The organism is Pseudovibrio sp. W64 (assembly GCF_001623145.1).
Taxonomy (GTDB): Bacteria; Pseudomonadota; Alphaproteobacteria; order Rhizobiales; family Stappiaceae; genus Pseudovibrio.
Window position 1 is genome coordinate 318,336 of record NZ_LMCI01000028.1, and the last position, 20,929, is coordinate 339,264.

General features: G+C 51.9%; 14 protein-coding genes and 1 pseudogene. 10 read left to right on the forward strand and 5 right to left on the reverse strand.

Annotated elements, in window-relative coordinates; genetic code table 11:
* Window positions 1–7: 7 nt before the first annotated feature.
* Window positions 8–949, forward strand: a complete 942-nt coding sequence (gene rarD, locus PsW64_RS12375) for an EamA family transporter RarD (RefSeq protein WP_057466058.1) — start codon at window positions 8–10, stop codon at window positions 947–949.
* A 53-nt stretch (window positions 950–1,002) separates the two neighbouring features.
* Here rarD and PsW64_RS12380 read toward each other — a convergent pair whose 3' ends face one another.
* Window positions 1,003–1,593 carry an LOG family protein gene (locus PsW64_RS12380; protein WP_063293117.1) on the reverse strand — a complete coding sequence of 197 codons (591 nt, stop codon included), beginning with the start codon at window positions 1,591–1,593 and terminating at the stop codon, window positions 1,003–1,005.
* Window positions 1,594–1,859: 266 nt separating this feature from the next.
* Between PsW64_RS12380 and PsW64_RS12385 the strand changes: the two genes are divergently transcribed.
* The 4 genes from PsW64_RS12385 to pssA all read left to right on the forward strand — a co-directional run bounded on the left by PsW64_RS12385 (window position 1,860) and on the right by pssA (window position 7,350).
* Window positions 1,860–3,299: an Ig-like domain-containing protein gene (locus PsW64_RS12385; protein ID WP_208980747.1), complete on the forward strand. Its 1,440-nt coding sequence runs from the start codon at window positions 1,860–1,862 to the stop codon at window positions 3,297–3,299.
* A 293-nt stretch (window positions 3,300–3,592) separates the two neighbouring features.
* Complete coding sequence (locus PsW64_RS12390; RefSeq protein ID WP_057466188.1) at window positions 3,593–5,533, forward strand: ABCB family ABC transporter ATP-binding protein/permease; 1,941 nt, start codon at window positions 3,593–3,595, stop codon at window positions 5,531–5,533.
* A 156-nt stretch (window positions 5,534–5,689) separates the two neighbouring features.
* Window positions 5,690–6,391, forward strand: a complete 702-nt coding sequence (locus tag PsW64_RS12395) for a phosphatidylserine decarboxylase (RefSeq protein WP_063303788.1) — start codon at window positions 5,690–5,692, stop codon at window positions 6,389–6,391.
* 11 nt (window positions 6,392–6,402) lie between these two features.
* A complete protein-coding gene (gene pssA, locus PsW64_RS12400) occupies window positions 6,403–7,350 on the forward strand; it encodes a CDP-diacylglycerol--serine O-phosphatidyltransferase (protein ID WP_063303789.1) in 948 nt (315 codons plus the stop codon).
* Window positions 7,351–7,557: 207 nt separating this feature from the next.
* On the opposite strand, the gene PsW64_RS12405 is transcribed toward pssA, so the two are convergent.
* From PsW64_RS12405 to PsW64_RS12415, 3 genes are read right to left on the reverse strand one after another with little or no spacing between them, the layout of a single operon-like run.
* Window positions 7,558–11,037: an efflux RND transporter permease subunit gene (locus tag PsW64_RS12405; protein WP_063303790.1), complete on the reverse strand. Its 3,480-nt coding sequence runs from the start codon at window positions 11,035–11,037 to the stop codon at window positions 7,558–7,560.
* Window positions 11,034–12,137: an efflux RND transporter periplasmic adaptor subunit gene (locus tag PsW64_RS12410; protein ID WP_063303791.1), complete on the reverse strand. Its 1,104-nt coding sequence runs from the start codon at window positions 12,135–12,137 to the stop codon at window positions 11,034–11,036. Before PsW64_RS12410 ends, PsW64_RS12405 begins: the two co-directional genes overlap by 4 nt.
* Before the next feature lie 25 nt (window positions 12,138–12,162).
* Window positions 12,163–12,711 carry a PadR family transcriptional regulator gene (locus PsW64_RS12415; protein ID WP_063288378.1) on the reverse strand — a complete coding sequence of 183 codons (549 nt, stop codon included), beginning with the start codon at window positions 12,709–12,711 and terminating at the stop codon, window positions 12,163–12,165.
* Between the two features lie 421 nt (window positions 12,712–13,132).
* Between PsW64_RS12415 and puuE the strand changes: the two are divergent.
* The 4 genes and pseudogenes from puuE to PsW64_RS12435 all read left to right on the forward strand — a co-directional run.
* Window positions 13,133–14,032: pseudogene (gene puuE / locus PsW64_RS12420) on the forward strand (allantoinase PuuE); the annotation flags it as partial.
* Window positions 14,033–14,349: 317 nt separating this feature from the next.
* Window positions 14,350–15,084: a L,D-transpeptidase gene (locus tag PsW64_RS12425; protein ID WP_208860381.1), complete on the forward strand. Its 735-nt coding sequence runs from the start codon at window positions 14,350–14,352 to the stop codon at window positions 15,082–15,084.
* Window positions 15,085–15,390: 306 nt separating this feature from the next.
* Entirely contained in the window at window positions 15,391–16,767 is a 1,377-nt protein-coding gene (locus PsW64_RS12430) for an efflux RND transporter periplasmic adaptor subunit (protein WP_063288381.1), read from the forward strand.
* 23 nt (window positions 16,768–16,790) lie between these two features.
* Window positions 16,791–19,949, forward strand: coding sequence for an efflux RND transporter permease subunit (locus tag PsW64_RS12435; RefSeq protein ID WP_063303793.1), 3,159 nt, complete (start codon window positions 16,791–16,793; stop codon window positions 19,947–19,949).
* 6 nt (window positions 19,950–19,955) lie between these two features.
* On the opposite strand, the gene PsW64_RS12440 is transcribed toward PsW64_RS12435, so the two are convergent.
* Entirely contained in the window at window positions 19,956–20,303 is a 348-nt protein-coding gene (locus tag PsW64_RS12440) for a hypothetical protein (protein WP_063303794.1), read from the reverse strand.
* A gap of 248 nt (window positions 20,304–20,551) precedes the next feature.
* On the opposite strand from PsW64_RS12440, the gene PsW64_RS12445 reads away from it, so the two are divergent.
* Complete coding sequence (locus tag PsW64_RS12445; protein ID WP_063303795.1) at window positions 20,552–20,899, forward strand: hypothetical protein; 348 nt, start codon at window positions 20,552–20,554, stop codon at window positions 20,897–20,899.
* Window positions 20,900–20,929: the final 30 nt, after the last annotated feature.

Consider the following 20,929-nt stretch of genomic DNA (forward strand, 5'->3'; position numbering starts at 1 on the left):
GGGTTGAATGAGCCAGTCAGCGTCCGCTGCTGATCCGCTAAGCACGCCAGAAGCGTTCAAGGCTGGACTGATCGCAGCAGTATCTGCTTATCTCATGTGGGGCTTTGCTCCCATGTACTATAAGCTCACAGCAGACATGCCGGCGATCATCGTGATCTGCTATCGCGTGATTGGCTCCGTGCTGTTTCTTGGCGCCTTTCTGGTCATGAGCAAACTGCGCAAGGAGATCCTAGCGATCTTCTGCGACTTCTCGCGTCTGCGCTACCTTCTGGTGTCGGCCTCCGTCATCAGTATCAACTGGACTATCTTTATCTGGTCGGTGGAAACGGGCAGGGTACTGGATGCCAGCCTCGGCTACTTCATCAACCCGCTCGTCAGCGTGGGCTTGGGAGTTGTGCTGTTGTCCGAACGTCTGTCCAAAGCACAGCTCGCAGCGCTGGCGATCACCATCTTTGCCGTGCTCTACAAAACCTTTGAGGTGGGTGAACTGCCGTGGGTGTCTGTTGTGTTGGCCCTCAGCTTTGCGCTCTATGGCTATGTGCGCAAGCAAGCCCCTGTAAGCGCCGTTGCTGGCCAGTTGGTGGAAGTCCTGCTCGTCCTACCATTTGCACTTGTCGGCATCTGGTACTTCGCGCAGGCTGGCACCGGTGGCATCTATCCGGCAATTCCGGTGGAACACCCATGGTTCTTGTCTCTGCTGCTGTTCACAGGCGTGATCACAGCAGTCCCATTGGTGGTCTTCGCCTTTTCAGCGCGCCGCTTGCCGATGATCTATATTGGCTTCTTGCAATACATCGCGCCATCCATCCACTTCCTCAGCGCCATTTGGCTGTTTGGCGAAGAGCTGTCGATTGAGGGCTTGTTTGCGTTTGGAATGATCTGGTTCTCACTCGTCATCTTCTCGGTCGACGGTGTGATGGCAAGGCGCCGCGTTGCGAAGCTGGCGTAACAATGAATTGGACTACAATTAAAAAGGCCGCTGAATACTCAGCGGCCTTTTTGTTACATATCCTTCAAATCAGGATGTTCAACTTTGCAGCCCTCAATGGCCTTGCAAAGAATATCGACGCTTTGACCAACATCCTCGGTGATCTCGTAGGTGATGTCGCTGTCCGGGCGAATAAAGCCAAGACTACGCATGTGGTCGAGCAATTCCACCAGAGGCGTCCAGAACTGGTCAAGATTGAGAAGCAGCATGGGCTTGTCATGGCGGCCAAGCTGAGCCCAGGTCAGCATCTCCACAAGTTCCTCAAGAGTGCCGATCCCACCGGGCAGTGCGATAAACGCATCAGCTTTTTCAAACATGGTGCGTTTGCGCTCATGCATGTCCTGAGTAACGATCAGCTCATGAGCGTCTTCCAGCATCACCTCTCGTTCCATCAGGAACTTCGGAATGACACCGGTGACTTCACCGCCATTTTCAAGAACAGTTTTCGCAACAGCTCCCATAAGTCCAATGGATCCGCCACCATAAACGAGTCGAATCCCTTCACGGGCTAACAATTCACCAAGCTGAATCGCCGCTTTTTCAAACAGCGGCTGACTTCCAGCATTGGAGCCGCAATATACGCAGATGCTTTTCAAGGTTTTCATAGGTATTCTGTCGCATTAGGCTAGGGGGAACGTCAAGCAAGGCTCGTAAAATGAGGTTAACTTCACCATATGCGCAACTTGCCTGACATGGTGCACCTTGCCCCTCGGGTTAAACATGTATAACAAACACGATTAAAGTCTGTCCTTTTTGCCTAAAGCTAAGGAAAAGAGACAGCCGGATAAACTGATATCCGGACAATCTGATATAATGTCAAAGCATGCCATGTCGAGTGAACTATGGTCTGCTTGAGGAGCAATTGAGAACCATGTCGAAATCGGGGATGAACTGGTTGCTGACAGTTGCTGTGGCTGTTGCTGCAGGCGCAATCGGTGCGGGGGCGTACTACCTGAGCAAGGAAGATACTTCGGTTGTTGCAGAAGCTGAAAAGGCTGTTGCAAAGCTGGAGGCTGCTGCTAATGGCAAAGTACAGCTCAACTCGTCGGGCACTCAGACGGACAAGGCAGAAGCTGGCAAAGCCCCTGAAGTGACCACTCAGCTGGATACCGCCGCTGTTACCACCGACAATGTTCCAAGTTTTGATGTGATGCGCGTTGAGCCGTCAGGCGATGCCGTTGTCGCTGGCCGCGCTGAAGCTGGTTCCATTGTTGCACTCATCTCCAACGGGGATGTGGTCGGCAAAGGCATTGCGAACAACAGCGGTGAATTTGCAATTGTTCTTGAAAGACCGCTGAAGCCGGGCGATCACGATGTCAGCCTTGAAGCGACCAATCAGGAAACTCAGGAAAAGAGCGGCTCGCAGCAACACATCGCAGTGTCTGTGCCTAAAGACGAAAGCGGTGAGGTTCTGGTTGTTCTGAATGAGCCAGACGCACCATCGAAAATTCTCCAGCTGCCAGAAACACCTGTGACTGCAGAGCCCATTGCAACAGCGAATGCAGATTCACCTGAAACGACTGCTCCTGCTGAAGTTGCCGTTGCACAGACCCCTGGTGCGAAGGAAGAAGCTCCGGTTAACGCGGCGGTTGAAAAATCAGCGCAAGCGCCTGCAAAAACTGAAGTCGCTGTCACTGAGACGCCTGCACTTGTAAACGCAGCATCCGCGCCTGCTCCAGAAGCAGCACAGACTGCTGAAGCTCCTGTTGAAGTTGCAACGCAAACTCCGGCGCCCGTTGAGACACCTGCAGCACCGGTTGCAGCCACAACTGAAGAGCCGCAGCTGATTGTCAAAGCCGTTGAAACTGAGAAGGGCAAGGTCTTCGTTGCTGGCGAAAGTGAGCCAGGCGCGCAAGTTCGTGTTTATGTAGGCGAAGAGTTTGTTGGCGAAGCGCAGGCAGGCACCGAAGGTCGCTGGCTTGTGGAAGCTGAAAAAACAATCCCTGCTGGCAATGTGGAAGTCAGAGCTGACAAAGTCGAGAGCACCGACGGTAAAGTGGAAGCCCGCGCACAGGTTGTCTTCACCAAAGGTGAGAATGACGTTGCCATGATCCCGGTTCGCCTTGTTGCGGAAGGGTCTGGTTCAAAAGGAGCGTCTGCTACCGTTGGCATTGGCGAGTTGCCGAACGTTATCATCCGCCGCGGCGATAACCTCTGGACCATTTCCCGTCGTCTCTATGGTAAGGGCACACGCTACACCACCATCTATCAGGCCAACAGCCAGCAGATCCAAAATCCGGATATGATCTTCCCGGGACAGGTGTTCATGTTGCCTGTGGCTGACCTGAATTGGAAAACAATTAATAACTGATCTGGATTCTTCTCTTCGAACGTCCTATTTAAGAAGAGAAAGCTTTCCAGATTGATCTTTAGGAAAGCGCTGGATGAGCAATCCAGCGCTTTCTCTGGTTTGCGATCTTACTGCGTACTCCCGAAAAGTGGTTCCGGTTTTCGGATAAGGGTACGCTCCAAAAGAGGGCGAAAGACTCTCTCCAATCTGATGGCAATGAACGCGTTCTGGATCATTGCCCTTCTGATATGACATTCCAAATTCGCCAACCGCTTCTGCGTTTTAAGAAGCGCGCCGGGCAACAAGGCACTAGCATGACTGCAACAAGCAAAAAACAGCAGGCAAAATCCGCCCCTGCTTTGGATGCAGACGATAAAGGCTTGCTTCGTTCACTGAAAACTCTTTGGGTTTACATGTGGCCAGATGCAAGGCCGGAGCTTAAAAAGCGTGTCGTTCTGGCCCTCGCGGCGTTGATTGTCGCAAAAATTATTACCGTTTTCGCACCCTATCTTTATGCATGGGCAACCGATGCCCTGACTGACGCCAGCGTTTTGCCAAAATGGTTGCCGCCAATTCTTGTCGCGCCAATCATGTTGGTCCTGGCCTACAATGTCGCCAGAACAATGGCTGTCGGGTTTAACCAGATCCGTGACGCGATCTTTTCAAGCGTTGGCCTCCACGCCGTTCGCGAACTGGCCAATCTGACCTTCCAGCACCTTCACGCGCTGTCTCTTCGCTACCACCTGTCACGCCGCACTGGTGGCCTGACCCGTGTGATCGACCGCGGAGTGAAGGGGATTGAAGGCATCGTTCGTTTCACGATCCTGAGTGGTATCCCGACTGTCGTCGAATTTGCGATGATGGCTGTTGTAATCTGGTTCCAGTTTGGCCTCTGGTATGTCCTAGTCGTTGGCGCAACGGTCTTTGCCTACGTCTACTACACAGTCGTCGCCTCCGATAAGCGTATCCAGATCCGCCGTGACATGAACAACGCGGACAATGATGCAAACAGCAAGTCCGTTGACAGCCTCCTGAACTTCGAAACCGTCAAGTATTTCGGTAACGAGGAAATGGAACGTGGCCGTTTTGATAAGGCAATGCGCGGGTATGAGCGCGCTGCGATCAAAACATGGACCTCGCTCTCCTGGCTCAACTTCGGGCAGGCGCTGATCCTTGGTGCAGGTATGACCACATGTATGGTTATGTCCGCCATGGCAATTCAGCGCGGTGAGCAGACCATCGGTGATTTCGTCATGATCAACGCGCTGCTCATGCAGCTGTCGGTTCCGCTCAACTTCATTGGCTTCATCTATCGCGAAATCCGTCAGGGCATTGCTGATCTGGAAGCCATGTTCTCCGTATTGGCCGTAGAACCTGAAATTCAGGATGAGCCGCTTGCGGAGAACCTGAAGGTTAAAGAAGCCACCATCAAGTTCGAGGACGTGCACTTCCACTACGACGAAGAGCGCCCGATCCTGAAAGGCGTGAACTTCGAAGTGCCTGCAGGCAGCACCATCGCGATTGTTGGTCCATCTGGTGCGGGCAAGTCCACGATTTCCCGTCTGCTGTTCCGTTTCTATGATGTCACCTCGGGCCGCATCACCATTGATGGCAAGGATGTCCGCGAAGTGACGCAGAAATCCCTGCGCGATCACATTGGTATGGTTCCTCAGGATACGGTTCTGTTCAACGACAACATCGCCTACAACATCGGCTATGGCCGCGTAGGGGCATCAGAGGAAGAAGTGAAAGAGGCAGCTCGGCTGGCTCAGATCGATCACTTCATCGAAGCTCTGCCACATGGCTATGAAAGTGAAGTGGGCGAACGTGGCCTGAAGCTTTCAGGTGGTGAAAAGCAGCGCGTCGCGATTGCAAGGACCATCCTGAAAAGCCCGCCGATCCTCATTCTTGATGAAGCAACCTCGGCTTTGGATACGCATACAGAGCAGGAAATCCAGTCGGCTCTGGATATTGTCTCCAAAGACCGGACCACGCTTGTCATCGCCCACCGTCTTTCTACCGTGGTGAACGCAGATCAGATCCTCGTTCTGAAGGCTGGTGAAGCGGTTGAGCAGGGGACGCATGCTGAACTGATGGCAAATGACGGTCTCTACGCTTCCATGTGGAGCCGCCAGCGTGAAGTCAGTGAAGCGGAAGCGCGTCTTGCGCAGATGCGTGAAGATGATCAGGGCTTCATTTCCAGGGGCAAAAGTGCTGAGGAAAGCCTAATTGAGGGCATAACTGATAAGAAATAGTGGGTTCAAGTGATTGCTCCGCGCGCAATCAGGGGAATCTCTGTTTAAATAAGCTAGAGTTGCTTGCACAGATCTCTCTGAGTTGCTCTATGAGCAGAAACTTAACGTCTGAGGGGTTCAATAGCTGAACCCCTCACTCTAGCAAAGGTGGTAAAGATGTCTTTGGCGGACAGCATTTCCAAGACACTGGTTCCTATTCATAAAGAAGGCTACCCGTTTATCGCCATTGCAGCTGTCCTGACCATCATTTTAGGATGGTTCTGGTCGCCCCTTTTCTGGATCGGCCTTTTCCTGACTGGATGGGTCTGTTACTTCTTCCGCGATCCGCCACGCGTCACTCCCGTTAAAGACGGCCTGATTGTTTCCCCCGCAGACGGAACTGTGTGCCTGATGGGGTCCGTTATCCCGCCACGGGAGCTGGATCTGGGCGATCAGCCGATGATGCGTGTGTGCATCTTCATGAACGTCTTTAACTGCCACGTAAACCGTGCGCCAATGGCAGGCCGCATCACGCGTGTGGCTTACAAGGCCGGAAAGTTTCTGAATGCGGAACTGGACAAGGCAAGTGAGCACAATGAGCGCAATGGCCTGATCATTGAAAACGACAACGCCCGTATCGGTGTTGTGCAAATCGCCGGCCTCGTAGCACGCCGTATTGTGTGCTTCGTGAAAGAGGGCGAAAACATTTCTGCAGGTGATCGCTTCGGTCTGATCCGCCTTGGGTCCCGTCTTGATGTTTACCTGCCTCAGGGGACAAAACCACAAGTTGCCCTTGGCCAGACCATGATTGCTGGTGAGAGTATTCTGGCAAATCTGAAAGATGAAGAAGCAGGCGACATCGTTGCCCGCGTTTCTTAAGGTAGTATAGCGTGTCAAATCCATTTCCTCCCTATGAACCGGGAGGTCAAACCACCAATGCGAAAGGGGCAGCGCGCAAGCGTATTCCGCTTCGTATTGTTTTACCAAACGTCGTCACCTTGCTGGCGCTATGTTCCGGCCTGACAGCCATTCGCATGGCCATGGAAGACAGGTGGGATATGGCGATTGCCGCCATCTTCCTCGCCGCCATTCTGGATGCTCTGGACGGACGTGTCGCACGCATGCTCAAAGGGTCTACCAAGTTTGGTGCTGAGCTGGATTCGCTCGCCGACTTCGTGAACTTTGGTGTTGCCCCAGGGATTATCCTTTACGCATGGATGCTGGAAGATGCCAGCTCCCTCGGCTGGATCGCCTCTCTGCTGTTCTCCATCTGCATGGCATTGCGACTGGCGCGGTTTAACGTGGCACTGGATGACCCGAATAAACCAAAGTGGGCCAACAAGTTCTTCACGGGTGTTCCCGCTCCAGCGGGCGCACTGGCAGTTCTGCTGCCGATTTATCTGGAACGTCTGGGCGTGCCACATTGGAACGAGCTTGCTCTGCCAGTTGCGCTCTACACCATGTTCGTCGGCCTCCTGATGGTCAGTCAGTTGCCAACCTTCTCCGGAAAACAGATCGGCACCCACATTCGCCGCGAATGGGTTCTACCGCTGTTTGTTGTCGCTGTCGGTATCATTGCACTTGGTGCAAGCTACCCGTTCGAGTGCCTGACCGTGATCAGCACCGGCTATCTCATCTCCATCCCGTTCGCATGGCGCTCCTATAAGATCCACTGTGTGAACGGCAAGGGCAGCCAAGCTGATTGTGATGTGGTGGCTACCGAGATCGAAGAGGAGAGCGTTTCTGAAGACAAGACATCTTTGAAAGTCAGCCTCGAGGATATCGCGAAAGCTGGCGTTCCTGATCCTAAACAGGACAAGGAAAAAAGCAGCGAGTAACTGTTCTCTGCTATCTGATTTTAAAAGGCCGCGGATCATTCCGCGGCCTTTTTTGTGAGCTCTGCGAGTGGGGAAGAGGAAGCTAGCTTAGGTGCGAAGACCGCGAAGACTGGACTGCGCGGGCCACAAGCGCGTTGTTCGCTCTTATAGCAAGCATAAAAAAAGGCTGCCGAAGCAGCCTCTTTCGCATTTGTTATAGTGAAAGCCTTACTCTGCGGCTTCAGGAACCCGCTTGACCTCTTCAGAAGCCTCATCACCAAAGGTTGGTTCTCTCGGATCCTGATTGCCATTTGCAAGCGCATACTGATCTGCAGACATCTGGCCTTTGCGTCTGTTTTTAACCCGCCCATAACCATTCGCAAGATGCATAGGCATCACCAGAGCAATCGGGATCACAACCAGCGTCAACATGGTTGAAAACGCCAGACCGGAGATCACCGCTGTTGAGAGCTGCACCCACCAACTTGCAGTGACGCTGCCAAAGGTCGTGACTTGATTGGCAAAGTCAAAGCTGATCTGCGTTGCCATTGGAATGAGGCCCGCAATCGTGGTGATTGTGGTCAGCATCACTGGACGGACACGCTGAGCGCTTGTACGCAGTGCTGCATCTACCGGGCTCTGCCCATCTTCACGGAAACGATTGTAGGTATCGATAAGAACGATCGCGTTGTTCACCACGATACCTGCCAGCGCTACAATACCTGTACCGGTCATGATGATTGAGAACTTCTGTCCCGTCACCAACATGCCAAGCAGCACACCAAACACACTCATTACCACAGTCGAGAGCGTCAGGAAGCTCTGGTAGAAGCTGTTGTACTGGGTCAGCAGAATGATGAACATCAGGAACAGCGCACCAATCATTGCCTTCATCAGGAAGGCCTGAGATTTGGCTTGCTCTTCATTCGCCCCGCGGAACTTGATGAACACACCATCCGGCCATTGCTGAGCATCGATCCATTCCTGAATCTCTGCCTCTTTCTCGGTCACGAGGAAGCGGTCTTTATCAACGCCAGCTTTAACGTCCAGAGAGAACATGCCATTGCGGCGTGTAATACTGGAAACCTTCTGCTTCGGTGTCCGCTCCACAAAGTTGGAGAGGGGAATCTGACCCAGCTGAGTACGAAGGCGCAGCTCATCAAACTTGTCCAAAGTCCGCTCGTTCTGAGGAAGACGAACACGAATGTCCACTTCATCCTCTGAGTCAGACGGGCGATAGTCACCAATCAGAACACCGTTGGTTACAAGCTGAACCATAGCGCCCACAGCTGCGATATCAGCTTTATAACGAGCCGCTTTTTCGCGATTGATGGACAGTTCCCAGTCAATGCCCGGTAGTGGACGGCTGTCTTCCTGATCACGCAAGCCATCAACAGTGTCGATGTGATTGCGAACGCGGTCTGCTGCTGCGACAGCTGCTTCATAGTTGTTTGAGTTGATCTGCAACTGGATGTCTTTACCAGTTGGAGGACCGCCCTCAACCTGCCGGGACTCAACCTTGATACCCGGAAGCAGAGATGTTTTCTCACGAACGCTGTTAAAGATTTCCTTTGCCGACGGGCGGCAACAGAAGTCAGCAAATTCAATGTCGATGGAGCCAATCAGATCCGCAGGAGCGTTGTTGCCACCGCCACCACGCACACCAACAGGGAAGGCGCGGGTTACGACATTTTCAATGCCCGGCTCAGCCAGAATGATGCTGTCAACGTCCCGAACCAGTTCAAGGGCCTCAAGAGCAGACATGTTGCCGCGCGCGGTCACATAAAACTTACCCTGCTCAGGCTCTTCATCCACGAAGAACTCTGTGCCGGCATTGTTGCTCATAAAGGTCATAAAGATGCTGCCACAAAGAACCAGCATGGCAACGATCGCCAGCATGCCGGCCCACCACTTGCGAACCAGAAACTCCAGTACGGCAATATAGGCACGCGTAATACCGCGCAGCTTTGATGTGTCAAACGGACCATGTCCGGAGAACACTTTTGCGGCTGCCAACTCTTCCGTTTTACGGCGCTCAGCACGTGCACGAGAATAGTTGAGGATTGGTTTGAACATCTTCATCAACGGCAAATAAGCCATGATGACGATAGCGGCCCCAAGCAGTTTTGATGCAGGACCAAGGACCGCAACGATTGGTGTCAGGCTGGAGACGACGGCAGCCAGCCCTACAGCAACGATAAGAGCCAGAAGATGCTCGCCATACTTGCTCATAAACGCAAAGACAGCGGCCAAAATACCACCTGTCACGGGCAGGAACACCATGGCCGTCAGCAAAGAGCCAGACAGAACGATGATCACCATGATTGGCAGGTAGCTCATAAACTCGCCTGGTACGCCCGGCCACAGCAACATTGGCAGGAAAGCCGCCAGCGTTGTCGCCGTGGAAGAGACAATCGGCCAGAACATCAGCTTGGCAGCACGGATGTAAGCATCCCGTGGAGGCATACCTTCAGCTGCCTTACGGTCTGCGTACTCCACCATCACAATCGCGCCGTCAACCAGCATACCAACAGTCAGCACCAGGCCGAACATCACCATGGTGTTCACGGTCATACCGATGGTCGTGAGTGTCAGGAAGCCCAACATAAAGCTTGTTGGAATAGCCAAGCCAACCAAGATGGCAGACCGCAAACCAAGAGCAGCAATAACAACAACCATCACGAGGAAAATTGCTGTCATGATGGAAGATTCAAGAGAGTTTAGGGTCTGAAAAATGTTGTCTGATACATCGAGCATATAGCTCACAGATACTGTACTTGGCAGGTCTGCAGTAACGTCTTCAACAACAGTGCGAACAGCAGCATTGTTCTCGATAATGTTCTCGCCAATGCGTTTGATCACATCCAGAGAAACAGCAGGCTGACCATTTACAAGTGTAAAGGTACTTGGATCTTTGAAGGTACGTTTGATCGTAGCGATATCACCAAGTGTCACGACACCTTCACCAGCTTGTTTCACCGGTAAGGAATACACATCATCCGCATCAAGGATCAGACCTGGCACTTTGATGTTGAAGCGGCCAGCACCTCCATCAATAAAGCCTGCAGCAATCAGCTGGTTGTTCAGCCGAAGTGCATTGATTAGCTCGCTCTGGCTGATGGAGTAGCTTTCCATCTTAAGCGTATCAATGATCACTTCCAGCAGCTCATCACGCTGGCCAGTCAGCTCCACTTCTTTCACCGACGCAATGGACTCGATCTCGTCTTTCAAACGGTCTGCAAGACGGTAAAGCGTGCGGGCAGGAACATCACCGGAAAGGGCGATGGTCATGGTTGGCTGAAGAGCCATATTGTGGGTACTGACAGTCGGTTCTTTGGCGTCCTCAGGGATCTTGGTCTTCGCCGTGTCAACCTTTTCACGAACGTCCGTCAGCGCTTTGTCTTTGTCGACATTAATGTCGAACTCCAACAAAATACCCACATGCCCTTCGGCGGCGATTGTCGTGATCTCTTTCAGTCCCTCAAGACCGCGCAGTTCAGTCTCCATCGGTTGACCGATAAGGCGGGTTCCGTCTTCTGGAGAAATACCGGACTGGCTGACAGAAACATAAAAGAAAGGAACATCAATATCAGGCGCAGCTTCTTTGGGAATCGCGATGTAGGACATAATGCCTGCGATCACCATGAAGAGCATCATCACAAAAACTGTTTTGGGGCGTTGGAGCACCCCTTCCAGCATGGAGATCATTGTGAAACCTCCGCGGTTTCAAAAACGGGATGAACAACGCGGCCTTCTTTGACGAAGTCCTGACCAACAGTAATAACGGTCACTTTTTCTGGCAGCCCCTTGAGCCAGACACCCTTTGTGTCTCCGCCGATCATCTCAACAGGATAGAAAATGACCTTGTTGTCTGCACCAACGCCGCGCAGGCCAATATCCCCATTGTCAGCAAGGGTCAGAATGCCCGGCGATACAAAGTGGGCTTTCTCATTGGCAAGTTGCAGCTGAGTGCTGGTCGTAACACCGTCCTTCAAATCAAAATCAGAGTTCGGCAGTTCAACTTCCACGTGGAAAGTACGTGTGTCCGGATTGGCAGAGCTCGCAATATGACTCACTTTGCCTTCAACGGTTTGACCGGTCACCAGATTCACAACAGCGGTCTGGCCAATCTTTACAGCCTGAATGTTGGATTCTGAAACGGCGCCGATCGCAAGCATTGGGTCCGGTGCCATAATTGTCGCGCAAACTTTGCCAACACCCAGCATCGCGCCCACTTCTGTCAGTGGCGTCTCGATGATCCCATCAATAGGTGCGCGGATTGCTGTACGTTCCAGCTCAAGTTCAGCTTCCTGTAACTGGGCTTTGGCCGCGTCGCTTGTCGCTTTAAGCGCGATCACTCGGTTCGCAGCAGAAAAGCCTCTGTTGTTCAGCTTGCTGGCAGCTTCAAAATCAATATTGGCCTGAGCCAGCGCTGCATTGGCCTGAAGAACGCGTGCTTCACGTGCGCCGCGATCAAGAGAACAGAGCAAATCACCTTTACGAACGAACATGCCTTCCGTTGCTGGGCGTGTACGTACCACACCAGCAGTTTCCGAATGCACTTCAACGCGCGTATCAGCCTGCGTCCGTCCGCGCATTTCCAAAAATGGAGTTCGTACAGTTGCTTCAAGTGTCTGCACTTTTACGGCAAAGGGAACAGAGCCGAGAGCTTTCACTCTCTCTGCTGGTGGTGGAGTCGAACCTTCGCCCGTACCCTGACCCATAACCACAGTTGTGCCGGTCGCCATCCAGATACCGATTCCGGCTGTAAGCCCCAAAGCCAGAACATGTGAAAATCGAATTGCCATTTTTCTCTCCGCCGGTTCTAGGCGATTATTCAGCTGCTTGAGCGTGGGAGACACGCTCGCTGGCGATGCGCTCAAGCTTGCTTCGGTTCATTTTCATGTAATTAAGGGAAGCACTCAGTGTGGTAATGCCGTATTCCAGTGTCCACGCGCTTGCCGGATCCTCACAAATCTCAAGTTCGTGGGTCATGCCCCCGATTTTGAGCTCCAGATGCTCAATGCGGCGGTCAATCTCCTTGGAAATAAACTCGCCACCAACCCAGCGGCTATAAAGAGCAAGCAGAAGAAACGGGGATCTGAACAAATCTTCGACAGGGGTCTCAGACAGCTCTTGTACAAAAGCGTCACGACCTGCCTGTGTAATAGAATAGATTTTCCGAGAAGGTTTGCCTGGTGAAATTTCTTCGCGCCACGTCACAAGACCGTCCTGTTCCATCTTGGCAAGCGACGGATAAATTGACCCGTAACTGGCTTCAATGAAATGACTGAAATGCCCTTCTTGCGCAGTCTTGCGAATTTCATATCCAGTAGCATCCCCGCTGGATAATATGGCAAGACAAAATTTACGTGTGCTCATTCCCCACCACATCGCACTGAGTGTTAAAAGAGACCTCATATAGGCGTGAGGTCGAATAACTTACTGAACTTAAAAGACTTAAAATCGATTAGAGCTAAAGTCTAGTCACGTTCGATATATATCGACTAGATATATGTGAAACTTTTTACTGAAAGCTTTAATCACTGTCAAATGTAGAAATGTAACAGGATGTCCCGGTCGCGTTACATAGGGTTCAGATTGTTCTCGTGCTCAAAATTTCAATGGTTACCCTTCAAATTTAATGAGATTTCTACAAAAGAATGTGTCTGCCATCACAAGTTGAGCCATTTTTTGTGAGCTTAGGAAGAGTTGTGCATTGGAATTCTGCACAAACCTACTTGTCTTGTCTTGCTGTTTTGAGGTGAAGTGTTTCCAACAAACTTCAAAAAGGTATTTCATGATGGATTATGCACGCGACATGATTGGGTATGGCCGGAACACGCCGAACCCTAACTGGCCAGGCAATGCGAAAATCGCGGTTCAGTTTGTCATCAATTACGAAGAAGGCGGCGAGAACAACATCCTTCATGGAGATGCTGGGTCTGAAGCTTTCCTTTCTGAGATTGTTGGGGCGCAACCATGGCTGAACCAGCGGCACATGAATATGGAGTCAATGTATGAGTACGGCTCGCGTGCTGGCTTCTGGCGTCTGTGGCGTTTGTTCCGCAAACATGGACATCCGGTGACGTGCTATGGCGTTGCCACGGCACTAGAGCGAAATCCTGAAGTAGTTCAGGCTATGAAAGAGGCTGACTGGGAAATTGCATCTCACGGCCTCAAATGGATTGAATACAAAGATTTCTCCGCTGATGAAGAGCGCTGGCATCTCCAGCAGGCGATCAAGAGCCACAAAGAGACGACCGGAGAGCGCCCATATGGCTGGTACACGGGCAGAAGTTCCGTCAACACACTGCAATTGGTTATGGAAGAGGGGGGCTTCCTTTACAGCTCAGACAGCTATGCAGACGATCTGCCTTATTGGGTTGAAGGTCCAAACGGCCCGCACTTGATCATCCCTTACACGCTGGATGCCAATGATATGCGGTTTGCAACACCGCAGGGCTTTAACAGCGGTGACCAATTCTTTACCTACCTGAAAGATAGCTTCGACACGCTTTACGCAGAAGGAGAAGACGGAGCGGCCAAAATGATGTCTGTCGGCCTGCATTGCCGCCTTGCCGGACGTCCCGGCAGAACAGCAGCTCTTGCCCGTTTCTTGGATTATGTCTCCCAAAAACAAGGTGTCTGGGTGCCGCGCCGCATCGACATTGCACGTCATTGGCATGAACATCACAAACCCTAACTGCTTCAAAAGCTGAGGTCTTTGCCTCTCTTGCTTCAGGTGAGAGAGGTTTACTCAACATCTGTAGAAAAGCCATCTTGTTCTTGAACTGGCCGCAATCCAGCCATTTGCAGGCCAGACACACCCATTAAGGCCTTGATGGTCGCACCCTTTGAATCCACATAGTGAATTGTGCATAGGTTCAAATTGTCGTGACCATCTGTCTTCCTCAATTAGTTATTGATAGAGACAAGTTAGAAACGCAAATCGGCTGTGCGATATGCTTATTGCAACATGCTCGGCAATCTAACTTAAGGAACAATAATAGGGTGACCATGAGCTTTTTAAGTACAACTGCCGAGAAGGCGAGGCATTGTAACAAAGGTAGTTTGTCCAGACGTGGTTTTGTAATCGGAACAGCAGCCCTCGCTTTGGCAGGCTGTCAGACAACCGGTGCTCCAAAACGCAAGACTGTGGCCGACCTTCGCCAGGATCCGTACTACAAGGCTGTTTATGGCCCGATGCCGGAAGAAAAATTCCCCATCCCTGCAGTCAATCTCAACCAGATCCCAGACGGCAAGTACCTCCGTCAGGTGGTGAACTACACCGGTCCGGAAGTTGGCGGCACGCTTGTTGTCGACCCATCCAACCGCTTCCTCTATCTGGTGCGCGGTGATGGCACTGCCATGCGCTACGGTGTTGGTGTGGGCCGTGCTGGCTTCAGCTGGAATGGCGATGCTGTCATCCAGTACAAGCGCCAGTGGCCAAAATGGACACCGCCAGCAGAGATGATCGCACGCCAGCCAGAGCTTGAAGAATTCCGCTATGGCATGGCGCCAGGCATCGAGAACCCGCTGGGCGCCCGCGCGCTTTACCTGTTCCAGAATGGCAAAGACACGCTGTACCGCCTGCATGGAACCAACGAACACTGGTCTATCGGCAAAAACGTATCAAGCGGCTGTATTCGCCTGCTGAACCAGGACGTGATTGACCTGTATAACCGTGTGCCAGACGGCTCGCGCGTTGTGGTGCGTCCGGCAAGTAACCCGGTGGAACCACTCAGCGTCTAGCTAAACGCTGCATCGTGAAAATGACTGAAAGGCCTGATATCACTGTCAGGCCTTTTGTGCATCTGCCTCTGGAAAACGCGCGGGGCAGATCAATGAAAGTGTAACGAACTGTAGCAAAACGCCAGTTCAGACAATGTCATTACGTTTTTACAAACTTCAAAATGCACATGTCTCACAAAAGCAATGTAAAACACTCTCAACTAAAGTGTTCTTTCATGCATACTTGAATCGCCAAGAGGCTCCTCATTGATCCAGTGAGCCTGAATAGCCGTAAGTACTGCAAATTCTGGTAGGAGTTGGGTGTTTATGTCCCGTTCTAGACAGGCTGTAAAAGTTGGTCTGATCGCCGTCGTAGTTGGCGTTGCAGGATTATATATCGGCAAACCGGCTCTGTTCTCCAAGCCGGTCCCATTGCTCAGTTCCGTTGGACTAACGCTCTGGCCAGTTGAGACGGCTGATGTGGCCGTGAAGGGCTCTGACAACAAACAGCAGGGCAAGCGTGGCAGCGGAAAACGTGGCGGTGGCAGTCAGGAAATTCTGGCCCGTGCTCGCAATGTGACCACAGGCGTAACGGACACGTTCGTCCGCGCAATTGGTACGGGTCGTGCAGCCAAGATGACAGACCTCTATCCGGAGAGCTCCGGACGTATTCAAGAGCTACCCTTCAAGGCAGGAACGCGAGTCTCTACAGGGGATGTGGTTTTACGTCTGGATGATGCGGAAGAGAAGCTTGCGGTCAATCGCGCCAAGCTCGCGCTGAAAGACGCCGAGGAACAGGTTGAGCGATACGAAAAACTCATGTCCTCGCAGACCATTTCAACGGTCCAGATGCAGAACGCTCTGCTGGCAACCAATCAGGCCCGGCTGGATTTGGACAAAGCCAGCATCGACCTTGATCGCAGACTGGTGAGAGCTCCGTTTGAAGGTATTCTCGGCATTATGGATGTCGAAATTGGTGACTATGTAACGCAATCCTCTCGGATCACGGGTCTGGATGACCGCTCCAGCATTTTGGTGGAATTTGTCGTACCAGAACGGTTTGCGAACAAGGTCAAACGCGGAGATACGGTGGAACTGCGCACAGAAGCCATGCCGGGGCATACGTTCAGTGGCGAGCTGACAGCTCTGGAAAACCGCGTTAATTCTGAATCCCGCACTTTGAAAGTTCAGGCAACAGTCGCAAACCCTGACGATCTCCTCCGATCTGGGATCGCTTTTGATGCTCGTGTCCAATTGGAAGGGGATGAATGGCCATCTGTTCCGTCCATCGCGCTCAAATGGGATCGGTCCGGCCCACATGTCTGGCTAGCGGAAAATGGTGAAGCTTTGAGAACCGACGTAACCGTCATTGAACGCAGCGCTGACCGGGTATTGATCGAAGGTGAGGTAGAGCCAGGTGATATCGTGATTACAGAGTCAGTTCGCGACTTGCGCCCAGGCACGAAAGTTACGCTTCAGGCTGAGCCGGGCTTTACTCTGACCAAGCCCGAAGGTGTAAACGCCCCACTCGTGAGTGAGACGCAGACCTCAGATGAGAACGTTGGTGCACAGCGTAAAGGGAAGGGTAACGGTCAAGGCAAGAATAAGCCAGACACAGGTCAAACCGATAAGAGCGAACCAGTTAAAAGCTCCGGTTCTCAATCTGGAATATCGGCTGATAGCACGACTAAATCCAGCTCCTGAATGACTGACCCCAAGGTGTTTCTATGACAACCGATAAAAATTCTACACGGGAAAGTCATCTGAGCGGACTGTATGCGCTGTGTGTACGGCGCCCCGTTCTGGCGATTACCCTAAATCTCCTGATTATCGTAGCAGGTATTGCAGCGCTGCTAGGTGTTGAAGTGCGCGAAATGCCCAATGTGGACCGACCCGTTGTGACGGTCACGACCACATATTCAGGTGCTCCGCCAGAAGTTACGGATGCCGAGATAACCAGTGTGCTGGAAAAAGCGATCTCGCGCACCGCAGGCATTGAATCCATTTCTTCCAACTCAAAATATGGCCGCAGCCGGATTACTGTCGAGTTCAATGACAGTGTCGATGTCAGTGAAGCAGCCAATGACATTCGTGATGCCGTAAGCGGAGCAGGGCGTAACCTGCCCGAAGATGCGGATACACCGGTTGTCGTAAAGGCCGACGCGGATGCAGATCCCGTTATGCGCGTTGTCGTAACTTCTGATGAAATGCGCATTGAGGAACTCAGCAAGTTTGTTGATGATGAGATTGTTGATCGCATCACATCCGTGCCTGGCGTTGCCAGTGTTGATTTGTATGGTTCTCAAACACCAGTCTTCAAAGTCGCGATCAACGTGCAGGCTATGTCCTCTCGTGGCCTGACACCGGACAATCTTCGCTCTGTCTTGGAAGAACTCGCGCTTGATACCTCTGGCGGTTCACTGGAAACAGGTGATCAGGAGCTCTTTGTTCGCGCGAATTCCGATGTGAAAACAGCCGAGCAAATCGGCATGGTCAAGCTCAATGAGACCACCAGAATTCGCGATATTGCCTTTGTGAGTTATGGGCCGGAACGCGCATCCTCTGGCGCATTTTATAACGGTAAACGTGCTGTCGGCATGGGCATTATTCGCTCGGCAAATTCAAACACGATCGATATCTCCAACGATGTTCGCGCTGAAATAGAGCGTATGCAGGATCAGCTTCCAAACGATGTGGAAGTCAACGTCAGTAGTGATGATGCCACGTTCATCGGTGGTGCAATTAAGGAAGTCGTATTTTCGCTGTTCCTCTCCACCAGCATTGTGATTGGTGTGATGTTGTTGTTCCTTGGGTCCATCCGCGTCACGCTTATTCCAGCCGTAACTGTTCCTGTCGCTTTGATTGGTGCATTGGTTGGCATCTGGCTGGCGGGGTTCTCCGCAAACGTTTTGACGCTTCTGGCGCTGTTGTTGGCAACCGGTATGGTGGTTGATGATGCAATTGTGGTTCTGGAAAATATCTCTAAACGCGTTCACAAAGGGCAGGGGCCGCGTGCCGCTGCGATCCTTGGTACGCGTGAGGTCTTCTTCGCAGTTATCACCACAACGGCAACTCTGGCTGCTGTGTTTATTCCAATTTCATTCCTACCAGGCAGTGTCGGCAAGCTCTTCTCTGAGTTTGGCTTTGTGCTTGCAATCAGCGTGATGCTGTCCTCCTTCGTTGCGCTGACACTCGCGCCGATGATGGCATCCCGTCTGCTGCGTACAAAAAATTATGAGGACACGCACAAACCCTCTGCAGCTTGGGTTGTGATCTCCAATATGGGGACTGCCATTGAGCGCTGGTACTCCAGCACGTTGGATTGGACATTACGCCGTCCATTCATATTGCTGAGCGCCGCAACGCTCTTCGTCATTCTGGGTGCATCCCAATATACCTCACTGCCAAGGCAGCTCACCCCGACTGAGGACAGGTCTGTGATCTTCATGATTGCATCGACACCTCAAGGGGCAAGTTTGGACTACACCGCGGGCAAGATGAGCGAGTTGGAATATATCGCTCAGCCCTATGTTGAAAATGGCGAGGCCCGAAGCGTCATGAGCCTTGTTGGCATGGGGGGGCAGATCAATCGCGGCTTCCTTGTTATGTCTTTGAAAGACTGGGCAGAGCGAGATCGCAGTCAGCAGGAAATTGTCAACGAACTACAACGCAAGACCGCTAAAATCCCCGGCCTGAAGGTGCGTGTTGCTCAACCCAATACAATTGGAATTCGCGGCGCTGGGCAGGGACTTCGCTTTGCTGTGACCGGCACCAACTATGATGAACTAGCCGAAAATGCAGATGATATCGTCTCGGAGATGCAGGCTCGTTACGGTGACAAAGTTGGCTTTGCCTCCGTGTCCTATGAGACGACACAGCCGCAATTGCTGGTGAGTGTAGATAGAGAACGCGCAAATGATCTGGGACTGTCTTCCGACCGGATCGCTTCCAATCTGCGCATGCTGCTTGATGGCTCCTCAGTAGCGGATCTCTTCGTAGAAGATGACGGTATTCCAATGGTCATGGAAGCAGGTGGTCTACCATTGCGCTCTACCCGTGATTTGGAAAACATCTTCATCAAGAGCAAAGACGGCACCATGTTGCCGATGTCCTCTATTGTCTCCATTGAAGAAGAGGCCGTGGCACCAAGCTTGACGCGTGAAGAGCAGCAAAGAGCAGTCCCCGTCACCATTTCCATCAATGACGGCTATGATCTTGCGCAGGCAATCTCTGACATGAAAGAAGTTGCTGAAGAGGTTTTGCCGGAAGGCACCAACGTCACGCTTTTGAGTGAAGCAGCGGTTTTGGAGAAAACCACGTCCAACGTGTACATGACCTTCCTCTTTGCGATCCTGGTGGTCTTCCTTGTGCTCGCTGCGCAGTTTGAAAGCTTCATGAGCGCTTTTGTCATTCTCTGCACAGTGCCCTTTGGCATTTCAGCAGCGATTATCTCTATCGGCCTGACGGGTGGCTCCATCAACGTCTACTCTCAGATCGGTATCATCTTGCTCGTTGGTTTGATGGCCAAGAACGGCATTCTCATTGTGGAGTTTGCAAATACCTTGAGGGAGGAAGGGCGTTCAGTGTTTGAAGCGATCCATGATGCATGCCTCATCCGCTTCCGCCCAGTTGTCATGACTGTGGTCTCGACGGTCCTTGGCGGTGTGCCGCTGGTCATGGCCTTTGGTGCAGGGGCAGAAGCGCGCATTGAGATGGGATGGGTAATCGTTGGTGGCTTAGGCTTTGCAACACTCTCCACACTCTTCGTGACACCAGCGGCCTACTTGCTGCTGATGCGCTTCACGAAGCCACGCAAAGCCAGTGAAGAGAAGCTGCACAGTGAGCTTGATAAAGCGCTGGGCACCACGAACACGCCAGCAGAATAACTGCGATTAAGGACAAGCCGAGATGATAACAATACTTGCATTGCCTTCATCTCGGCATTTCTGCGCAAGATAAAAGATGTCCAGCCGCAGTGTGACCAGGTGGGAGTTTGCGCCCAGCTCGGTCGTCTCACTCACACGGTGGCCGAGATCTTGCGACAGCTCCAACTCAAAGAACGCTTCACTTTGAGAAAAGTAGGAGAGCAGCAAATCCAGATCGAGCGCCTCATTGCCGGCGGCGTCAACGACACGGGTCTGGCGAAGTTTGTCGCGCCACATAAGCTCGCCGCAATTATCAAGAAATTGCTCGCAGGAGACCAGCTCGTCAAACAGTTGATGAACACTAGAACGAAGCATCTAATCTATACCCAGCCTTTCAGATGCAAATTGCAGAGCGAATTATAGTCCAAAGATCTGATTTCCCCTCAAAACCAAACGATAAAATTGAAGGCATGAGCCATTTGATTGCACAGCATCAGATCACTGAAGTCTACAATACCCCTCAATTGTCACAGAAATGCAATAAAGCGCATTGAGTGCGCCTTGATCGTGGTATGCTTTGATTTTCCCTAATGGAATTAAAGGTGCGACCACGGAGAGAAATGATGCGCTCACTTAAGTTTTTGATGGTGATACTGACAGGTCTGTCGACATTGATGATATCAGTCTCACTCGGTAATGCCTTGGGCATACAGCAATTGACAGAAGTGAGCGGACGAGCGGAAGTTGTCGATAAACGCCAGCTCAATATCTATCACCAACATGGGATTATTCGCGTTGGTCTGATGTGGCCTGCGGAAAATCATTACTCTTTGCGCCGTCAATTGGCGACCGCAGTCAAAGTGAAATGCCTGATGTTCGGATCTGAAGCATCTGCAAGCTGCGTTGCAATTGATAAGTTCGGGTCGCGCTGGATGCTCGGCAATGCCAATCAAATAGCATTCACAAAGTAAGGTGCTTAAAAGCGCCGACAGCCTGATGCT